The 9908-nt window shown below is 31.6% G+C and carries 11 protein-coding genes; all 11 read left to right on the top strand.

The features are described from left to right. The first annotated feature begins 81 nt into the window (after positions 1–81). The gene (locus VK998_RS06850) at positions 82–783 is read left to right on the top strand and encodes a zinc metallopeptidase (protein ID WP_325226862.1); all 702 of its coding nucleotides are present in this window, start codon (positions 82–84) and stop codon (positions 781–783) included. Positions 784–1119: 336 nt separating this feature from the next. Continuing rightward, the gene (locus VK998_RS06845; protein WP_325226860.1) at positions 1120–1731 is read left to right on the top strand and encodes a nucleoside recognition domain-containing protein; all 612 of its coding nucleotides are present in this window, start codon (positions 1120–1122) and stop codon (positions 1729–1731) included. A gap of 18 nt (positions 1732–1749) precedes the next feature. Then, positions 1750–2289, top strand: a complete 540-nt coding sequence (locus VK998_RS06840; RefSeq protein ID WP_325226858.1) for a spore maturation protein — start codon at positions 1750–1752, stop codon at positions 2287–2289. Between the two features lie 3 nt (positions 2290–2292). Then, positions 2293–3237 (top strand): S66 peptidase family protein, encoded by a 945-nt coding sequence (locus VK998_RS06835; RefSeq protein WP_325226856.1) that lies wholly within the window; start codon positions 2293–2295, stop codon positions 3235–3237. Positions 3238–3327: 90 nt separating this feature from the next. Further along, positions 3328–3768 carry a HEPN domain-containing protein gene (locus VK998_RS06830; protein WP_325226854.1) on the top strand — a complete coding sequence of 147 codons (441 nt, stop codon included), beginning with the start codon at positions 3328–3330 and terminating at the stop codon, positions 3766–3768. After that, a complete protein-coding gene (locus VK998_RS06825; RefSeq protein ID WP_325226852.1) occupies positions 3735–4058 on the top strand; it encodes a nucleotidyltransferase domain-containing protein in 324 nt (107 codons plus the stop codon). Before VK998_RS06830 ends, VK998_RS06825 begins: the two co-directional genes overlap by 34 nt. A gap of 154 nt (positions 4059–4212) precedes the next feature. Further along, a complete protein-coding gene (locus VK998_RS06820) occupies positions 4213–5172 on the top strand; it encodes a threonine ammonia-lyase (protein ID WP_325226851.1) in 960 nt (319 codons plus the stop codon). 211 nt (positions 5173–5383) lie between these two features. Continuing rightward, complete coding sequence (locus VK998_RS06815) at positions 5384–6745, top strand: YjiH family protein (protein ID WP_325226849.1); 1362 nt, start codon at positions 5384–5386, stop codon at positions 6743–6745. A gap of 115 nt (positions 6746–6860) precedes the next feature. Next, positions 6861–7979 (top strand): coiled-coil domain-containing protein, encoded by a 1119-nt coding sequence (locus VK998_RS06810; RefSeq protein WP_325226847.1) that lies wholly within the window; start codon positions 6861–6863, stop codon positions 7977–7979. 14 nt (positions 7980–7993) lie between these two features. Further along, a complete protein-coding gene (locus tag VK998_RS06805) occupies positions 7994–8674 on the top strand; it encodes a cell division ATP-binding protein FtsE (protein ID WP_325226845.1) in 681 nt (226 codons plus the stop codon). Next, positions 8671–9558, top strand: a complete 888-nt coding sequence (locus VK998_RS06800) for a cell division protein FtsX (protein WP_325226843.1) — start codon at positions 8671–8673, stop codon at positions 9556–9558. Before VK998_RS06805 ends, VK998_RS06800 begins: the two co-directional genes overlap by 4 nt. Positions 9559–9908: the final 350 nt, after the last annotated feature.

Here is a 9908-nt window from a genome sequence, read left to right as displayed (position 1 = left end):
TGATGATGAAAAATTTAGCCTTCTTGATGATTTTTAACAGGATATCTAAAAATAGCTAAATAGTTAATAAGGAGTGATAAAATGTTTTATCCTTACGGTTTTATGCCATTTGATCCAACGATGTTTGTTTTGATACCTGCTATTATATTTAGTCTTTATGCTCAAGGAAAAGTAAAGACAAATTTTACTAAGTATTTGAGAGTATCGACTAAAAAAGGTTATACAGGTGTTGAAGTAGCAAGAACAATTTTAGATCAACATGGATTACAAGATATATCCATTGAAATGGCTAGGGGGAAATTAAGCGATCATTATGATCCAAGAAAAGGAGTTGTGAGACTATCGCAAGAAGTATATCAAGATAGCTCTATTGCTTCAATAAGTGTTGCTGCTCATGAAGTAGGACATGCAATTCAGCATGCAAACGGATATATGCCATTATCATTAAGGAATATGATTTTTCCTATTGCAAGATTTGGTTCATCTGCTGCTTGGGGATTTATTTTGATTGGTTTATTGATACCTAGTCTTGGTGGATTAATGGATATAGGAATATTACTTTTTGGAGCTGCTGTTGCTTTTCAGCTTGTTACTCTTCCCGTTGAGTTTAATGCTAGTAGTAGAGCCTTAAATCTATTAGATACTAATGGATTTATTGATGGTGAAGAAATAAAAGGTGCTCAAAAAGTTCTCAGAGCAGCAGCTTTGACCTATGTAGCAGCTATGGCAAGTGGAATAGCACAATTATTAAGATTGATTTTAATAAGAAATAGAAGAAATTAAAAAAGAAGTAGAAATTATTTGAAAACATTTAGAAATGAGAATATAAACCAGTCTAGTATAGGCTGGTTTTTTTACGAACAAAACTTCCCAATAAACGGAAAATAATCCTATAAATCGGAAGAAATTCTTTTGAATTGAATAAATATTTTGATTAAATACACAATTGTTCATTGGAATGATTTTTGCTTTATAAAACATATAAATAGTTTTTGGAATATTATTATAATTTACGAGAAGAGGAGTTGATATTGTAGATGAAATTTTGATAAAATGAATAAGTAACTCATGTAGTAAGCCTTGAAGGCAAACTCAAATATACTAAAGGAGGTTTTGTTAATGATTAATTTTGTTTGGGCAGGACTATTATTAATAGGATTTATTGTTGGTGCTGCAACGGGAAATTTAGAAGCAGTAACTGATGCAGCTATCTCAAATGCAGAAACAGGAGTAAGCATAGCTTTAGGGTTGATAGGGATTATGACTCTTTGGCTTGGGATGATGAAGATTGCTGAGGATTCAGGTCTGGTTCAAAAGCTTGCTAATTTGATTAAACCTGTGACAACACGTCTATTTTCCGATGTACCGGCAGACCATCCAGCTATGGGAGCAATAGTTATGAATATTGCTGCAAATATTCTTGGATTGGGGAATGCTGCAACTCCATTGGGGTTAAAAGCTATGAAGGAATTACAGGAGTTGAATGAGCAAAAGGATACCGCAACAGATGCTATGGTAATGTTTTTAGCTATAAATACATCATCGGTAACTTTAGTTCCTGCTTCAACCATAGCTATTTTATCAGCAGCAGGTGCCACTAATCCAACGGATATAATTGGGCCTACAATAATTGCAACTGTTGTTTCAACAACTGTAGCTATTATTGCAACAAAAATGATGCAAAAGATGCCAAAGTATCAAATTCAACATGAACAATCTAAAAATGTATAGAAATAAGGAGGGATACATATGTTTGTTAGTATAATTGAAGGAATATCTAAATTTGCTATACCTGTTGTTTTTGTAGGCATTGTTGGTTTTGGATTAGCTAAGAAGGTTAAAGTTTATGAATCATTTACAGAAGGTGCAAAGGAAGGATTTCACACTGCTGTAAGAATTATTCCATTTCTTGTGGCTATGTTAGTAGCTATAGGGGTTTTTAGAGCTTCAGGAGCTATGGAGTTGCTTACTAAGGCATTAAGTCCGGTAACTAATGCTTTGAAAATACCAGCAGAGGTATTGCCAATGGCATTTATGAGACCGCTATCTGGAGGGGGAGCTCAAGGGGTTATGACAGAAACAATTAACACTTTTGGTCCTGATACATTAATTGGTCGTACTGTTGCAGTAATGATGGGGTCAACTGAAACTACTTTCTATGTATTGGCAGTTTATTTTGGTTCTGTAGCGATAAAGAAAACTAGACATGCTTTACCTGTAGGATTATTAGCTGATTTAGCTGGTGTATTAACAGCTATTTATGTAGCTCGAGCATTTTTTGGAGTTTAGGATATGATGGAAAAAATGATAAGACCAAAAGGTTTGAAAATTGGAGATACTTTAGGAGTTGTTGCTCCTGCTAGTCCAACGACTAAAGATAAGGTTGAGTTAGCTTATGAAAAGTTAAGTCAGATGGGGTTCAATGTGGTTATGGGGGAAAGTTGTTATTCTAGTTATGGATATTTGGCAGGCTCAGATGAATTAAGAGCAAAAGATTTAAATAATATGTTTAATAATAAGGAAGTCAAAGGAATTATATGTTTAAGAGGAGGTTATGGAACTCCCCGTATTTTAGAATTGTTGGATTATGAATTAATTAAAAATAATCCAAAAGTATTTATAGGATATAGTGATATAACAGCACTCCATATTGTGTTTAATCAATTGTCAGATTTAGTAACCTTCCATGGACCTATGGCAGCTTCAGATTTAACTGGGGATTTTAGTGAGTTTTCTAAGAATAGTTTATATAATTTTATACTAGAAGGGGAATTTGACTCTACTATAAAGAACCCAAAAGAAGAAATTATAACTATAAATGGAAGTATTGCAGAAGGAACAATAATAGGTGGAAATCTATCTTTAATAACTAGCACTATAGGTACTAAATATGAAATAGATACAAAAGGGAAAATTTTATTAATTGAAGAAGTAGGAGAAGAACCCTATAAAATAGATAGAATGCTAACCCAATTAAGGTTATCCAATAAACTAGAAGATGCAGAAGGAATTGTTTTAGGCGATTTTAATAATTGTGTACCGGAAAGTTCAGAATATGATGATTCTCTAACTTTAGAAGAGGTAATTGACAATATTATTAAACCTTTAGGGAAGCCTACTATCTTTAATTTACAATCAGGACATTGTGAACCTGTAATAACAATTCCTTTTGGGGTAAAAGCTAGATTGAATGCAGATAATAAAGAATTAACTATATTAGAAAGGCCTATAGTATAAAAACAAAACCAGTCTCTAAGGACTGGTTTTGTTTTTATAGTGAAATTAATTGAATATTTGGATATAATATATGTGAGGGCGTGATTTTAAATGGATAATAAAGAAAAATATGAGTATTGGTTGGATATTGCTGAATATGACTTAGAAACTGCAATAGCTAATTATAAATCTGGAAGATATTTATATGTAGTATTTATGTGTCAACAAGCAATAGAGAAAATGGTAAAAGGTCTTTATATATTATACACTGATGAGGAACCTGCTAGAACTCATAATATAGCAAGAATTTTTAATAAAATATTTAATCAAGTAAAAAATAGAAAAATAGTAACGGATACTAACTTTGATATTCTTAAAGAAGAGTATATGGAGTTTTTTGCTGAATTATTATATTATTATATTTCTGAAAGATATCCTACATATAAGCAAAAATTGTCAACTTCAATTTCTAAGAAAAGGGCTAAGAAAGTTTTGGATAAATCCAAGGAGGTGTTTGTATGGTTAAAATCCCTGAGTCAGTACAAAATATAGTAGAACATTATGTTCAGAAAATAGATAAGCAAATAACTATAAAGAAAGCAATATTATTTGGCTCATATGCTAAGGGGAATTATGATACAGGAAGTGATGTAGATATTGCTATATTTTCTGATTATTTTGATGATATGGAAGACGTGGAAGCATTTAAGTATCTATATATGCAAACATTAGATTATGACATCGATTTACAACCCCTTGCATTTACAAACGAAGACTATGAAAAAGCTGTTGGAATAGTAGATGAAATAAGAAAACATGGTATTGAAGTTAAGGGTGTCTAAGGAATTGGTGTTGTAGGCTTTGAAAAACAAAACCAGTCTCTAAGGACTGGTTTTTAATCTTATTTATGAAAATAATATTTTGCTATTTTACTAATAAGTCAAGCGTATATTATGGTATCATAATAGTAATTAAAGTTTAAGGAAGTGAAAATAAATGCCTATTGGTTATAAAGATATAATTGAAGCAAAGAAAAGGATAGATAAATATATTTATAGAACACCTTTAGATCAATCTATTTATTTAAGCCATAATAATACCAATGTATATCTTAAATTAGAAAATCAACAGAGAATGAAATGTGCCAAAATTAGAGGAGCTATGAGTAAACTTACAAGCCTTAGTGAGGAAGAAATAGAAAAAGGAGTTGTTGCTATATCATCAGGAAATCATGGTGCTGCTGTTAGTTATGCTTCCAATCTATTAGGTATAAAAAATATAACTGTATATGTGCCAAAAACTACTCCAAAGAGTAAAGTGGAAAAAATAGAATACTATGGTGCACAAGTAGTAGGGATTGGTGAAAATTATGATGAAGCCCATGAAATTGGATTAGAACGGATTAGAAATAGTGGAAGTACATTTGTTGATCCTTGTTCTGACGAGATAGTAATAGCTGGACAAGGAACTATAGGATTGGAAATATTGGAGGAGGAGCCATCTATAGATACAATTTTGGTACCTATTGGAGGCGGAGGAATAATTACTGGTATTAGTATTGCTGCAAAATATTTGAATCCCCATATAAAGATTATTGGGGTTCAGACTTCAGCTTGTCCTGCTATGGTAGATGCTTTAAAGGATAATACATATTATGAAACCTACCCTACTAAACCTTCTATTTGTGATGCCTTGGTGGGGGGAGTAGGCTACATTCCATACAAAATGGCGAAAGAATGTATTGATGAGATAATAGTAGTGGATGAAGAGGATATTGGCAAGGCAGTTTCTTTTTTAATTAAAAAAGAAAAAGTAATTAGTGAGCCGGCAGGTGCTATAGTAGTTGCGGCTATTAGAAAGAATTATCATATCTTTGAAGGAAGAAATATAGCTGCAGTCTTAACAGGTGGTAATATAGATGAAGATTTGATGTTGGAATTAGTGAATGGATATTAAGACTAATCAATAGTATTGGATTAGTCTTCTTTTTTTGACAGCATTATTCACAAGTGGAAAATTAAAATCATTTTGACTTTTACTGCATATTATCTTATACTATATTTAGCAACATTCTGTATAATTTGAATTATCTTAATATTACTAATTATTAACCGAAGGGAGGGAAAAAGGTAATTAATTAATAAAATTAAAAAAAAGGAGGCTGTATATGGGTAATTCGCATGAAAAGAAGAAGTTTACAACTGGTGATTACTTAAAGTTTATTATACCTTCAATTATAGGGGTACTCCTTTTGATGTTCCCTTTCAAATATGAAGGTGAAACAACCATTTTAGTCGCTCTATTAGCTGGAGGACTAACAAATCTATTAGAATCTATCTTACCTACTATTATAGTAATTATTATTGCTTTTACAGGAATTATGACTCTCGCTTATAAAAAATCTAAACCCGCTTTTATTGAGAATAGTGAATTTTTAAAATCTGTGTTCAATGTATCTAAATTTTGGATTGGTGCCAGAATAGTCGGTGTTATACTTAGTTTGCTAGTATATTTTGAAATAGGGCCTGAGTGGATTTGGTCTGGAGATACTGGTGGTTTAATATTGCACGATTTAATACTAGGATTGTTCTCTATATTTTTATTTGCAGGATTTTTATTACCATTTTTAACAGATTTTGGGCTTTTGGAATTTATTGGTGCATTACTTACGCCTTTGATGAGACCAGTATTTCAATTACCTGGACGTTCATCTATTGACTGTATTGCTTCATGGGTAGGAGATGGTACTATTGGTGTTACTCTTACGAATAAGCAGTATGAAGGCGGATATTACAATGCCAAGGAAGCTTCTATTATTTCAACAACCTTTTCTGCTGTATCGATTACTTTCTCTTTGGTAGTATTAAATCAGGTAGGGTTGGTACATTTATTTGGACCTTATTATTTAACTATAATTATATCTGGAATTGTTGCAGCTATAATAGTACCTAGAATTCCACCTTTATCTAGAAAGAAGGAGACCTATTATACAGGAGTTAAAAAAGATATCGGCGAAGATGTACCGGAAGGGTTTACAAATGCTCAATGGGGAACTTACCTTGCAGTTAAGAAGGCTGAGGAAAGTGGAGGAGTAGCAAAATTTCTCTCAAATGGAGTTAAAACCGTTTTAGATATGTGGTTGGGGGTATTGCCGGTTATAATGGCTTTTGGTACTATAGCCCTTATAATTGCAGAATCTACTCCAGTATTTGAATGGTTAGGAATGCCTTTTATTCCTATATTAAAATTATTCCAAGTACCTTATGCAGTAGAAGCTTCTCAAACTATGGTAGTAGGATTTGCAGACATGTTCCTACCTTCAGTTATAGGAGCTAGTATACCAAGTGAAATGACTCGATTTATTGTAGCTACAGTTTCTGTAACCCAATTAGTTTATTTATCAGAAGTTGGGGCAGTTATATTAGGCTCAAGGATTCCTGTATCCTTAAAAGATTTGTTCATTATATTTATTGAGAGAACTTTGGTTACATTACCTATTATAGCTATAGCTGCTCATATTATATTTTAGTTAGATTATTAATTAGCCATTCCTTTTTAGGAATGGCTTTTTTTCATTTATAAAGGAAGGAAAAAAGCATTTCATGTATAATATAATAAAGAGGAACTAAAAATGAGGTGGAAAAATGTTTTGGGGCAGAAACAAAAGAAAAATTATTATACTTGCTATATTAATATTGTTTAATACAGTGGTTATTTCCTCTGAATTGGCAGCAGAAGAGGATTCGCTGGAGGAGGTTGAAGAGAAATTACTGGATATTTCTGAGGAAGAAAAGGAGATACTAGATTTTCTTTTTATTCAAGCTCAGGAAATTCAAGAGTTGGAAAGAGAAAAGGATAGTATTTATTTAGAAATTGAAGAAATGAAAGAAGAAATTATAAATTTAGATGAGAAAATCGAGAAAGAGACTTTTAACTATAATGAAAAATTAAATATATTAAAGCAGGTCCTTAGAAGCTATCAAAAGATGGGTCCTAGTTCTTATATTGAGATAATATTAGATGCAGATGGTATAACAAATTTGTTGAAAAGGATAAATACTTTAAGGGATATAACTAAAAATACGGGGGAATTACTAGAGTCTGTAGATGAATTAAAGAAAAGATTAGAGGAAGATAAATTTAATTTAGATGAAAAACTTATTCTTTTAGAAGATAAAGGAGATCAGTTAATAAAGACAATTGAAGAAAAAGAGAAAAAGGCAGAGGAAATGGAAGAATATCTAACATCTTTAAAGGGGGACAAGCAATATTATCAGGAACAATTAGATAAAATTATGAATATGTTGGAAGAATTAGCTATATTGGTTAAAGATACTTCCAAAGAGTTTACTCATATAATAAAAGAAGGGAATTTACCTGAGGATAAGGTAGAGTTAAAATTGACTGGAATGGGTGTAAAAGGAATTATTGAAGAGGAAGTATTTAATGAAATAATTGTTGAAAACCCTAATTTACCAGAAATTATAGTAGAGTTTTATCCAGGAGCAATAAAAATGGAATTTCCTGAAAAAAATCTTACTTTGCAAGGCACTTTCTCTATTTTAGATGAGAAAACCTTGAAATTCCAAGTAGAAGAAGGGAATTTCTATGGTTTTAGTCTTAATAAGGGAACTGTTTATGAATTTTTTAAAGAAGGAGATTTTATTTTAGATATTGAACCTTTAATAGGGAAGAATACTTTAAAATCCATAGAGATTATGGAGGGTTATATGGAATTGACTGTAGGAATTAAATTGTTTTAATGGAGGTTTTAGTTATGATTGAAGCTAAAAATATGGTTTTAGTATATGGAGATGGGACAAGGGCTTTGAAAAATGTAAATTTAAATATAAAATCAGGAGAAATTGTCTATATAACTGGACCTAGCGGGTCAGGGAAGACTAGTTTATTGAAACTGATAATGGGGATGGAATATCCTACTAAAGGATATTTAAAAGTAATGGGGCAATACATGGCAGAGGAAGAAGAAAGGAATATTAGGAAACTTAGAAGAAATATAGGACCTATTTTTCAAGAATTTAAGCTAATAAAGGGTCGGACTGCTTTGGAAAATATTATATTGGGTATGAGGTTTTTGCATTTTACTCCAAAAAACATGGAGATGAATGCAAATGAAGCATTAGAAAAGGTTGGATTAGGTCATAAAAGAGATTCTTTGGTTGAGAAACTTTCTTGGGGGGAAAGCCAAAGGATTGCCATTGCTAGAGCTATAGCTAGAAAACCATCTTTAATTTTGGCTGATGAACCAACAGGAAATTTGGATATGGACAATGCCCTCAATATATTGGATATTTTAACTTCCTTAAAAGATGATGAAACTACTGTAATTATAACTACTCATGCTACCCATCTAATTGAAGATAAAGAGGAAGGGATATTTATCCGAATTGAAGAAGGAAATCTTCAGTTGGAAAGACGGGAGGTATTGGCAAAATGAAAAAAACAGCTTATAATTTAGGTTATTTTTTAAAGGAAGGGAAGACCTTATTTAAAATAGATTTTCTATCCAATCTATTATCTATATTGAGTATTGGATTGATATTTTTCATTTTAGCTTTAGTGGTTTCTGGATGGGGAATTAGCAATTATATTATAGGAATAATAGAGAAAGAAGCAGAAATCAATGTATATTTTGATAATCAGTTAGAGAGTGAAAAAATTGCATCCCTGATAGAAGACATTGAGAGTACAGAAGGAGTGGAGAGGGTTACTTTAGTAAGTGAAGAACAATCTTATAATAGAATGGTAGATATTCTAGGGAACGAAGCCAATATACTAGAATTATTTGATGAGAATCCTTTTACTTCTTTTATAGAAGTTCAGATACATATTGAAAAGGCGGACTCCATATTGGACAGGATGGAAAATATAAATGGTATTGACTATATAAGGGATAACAAAAGAGTAATTGACCGATTACAGGATATTGTAATTATTCTTAAAGTTTTAGGGGTTTTGGTTTTGTTGGCTGTTGGTGTTTCTACTTTGATAGTGATATCCCATATTATTAGGCAGGGAATATATAATAATAGGGAACAGATCAATACATTAGAATTGTTAGGGGCTCCAGAATTTTTTATAGGTTTTCCATTTTTACTTGAAGGATTGTTTTTGACTGTAGTAGGAGGTGGAATTGCTTCTTTATTATTTAGATGGACTTTGAAATATGGCTATGGTCAGATGCAGTCGGCTTTACCTTTTATCCCTTTTCCACCAGGTCAAAGTTTAAGTACTAATGTGATAATATTGATTGTTGGGATGAGTGTGATTTTAGGGATAGTTGGCAGTCTGTTTGGATTATCTAAACATAGTAGCAAATAAAATAATCAACTCTTAACGGTTGGTTATTTTTTATGGTATAATATATAGGCAGGCTAATTAGGGAAAAAAACTTAAGGGGGCCCAAAAATGCGTTTAGAGATATTTGATTTTATAGATGATGCCATAGTTATTGTGTAGTCTTATAATTCATATTTCCATCTATAGCTTGTCCCCTACTTATGATACGGTTCACCGTATCGGTTTGACTCGCAAAATAAATAGAATGTATCTAGTGATAGATGTATAAACTCTACTATAAATAAATAAGGTGTTTAACATAATCTATGCCAAACACCTTGTTAACTATCTTCTAATGATTTCATTTTTATAATTCACCAAAGCTTTTACTT

Origin of the sequence: Schnuerera sp. (assembly GCF_035459645.1) — a bacterium.
Classification (GTDB): domain Bacteria; phylum Bacillota; class Clostridia; order Tissierellales; family Tepidimicrobiaceae; genus Schnuerera.
The sequence above is the reverse complement of the archived record's forward strand: the minus strand, read 5'-3'. Positions and strand labels throughout refer to the sequence as shown.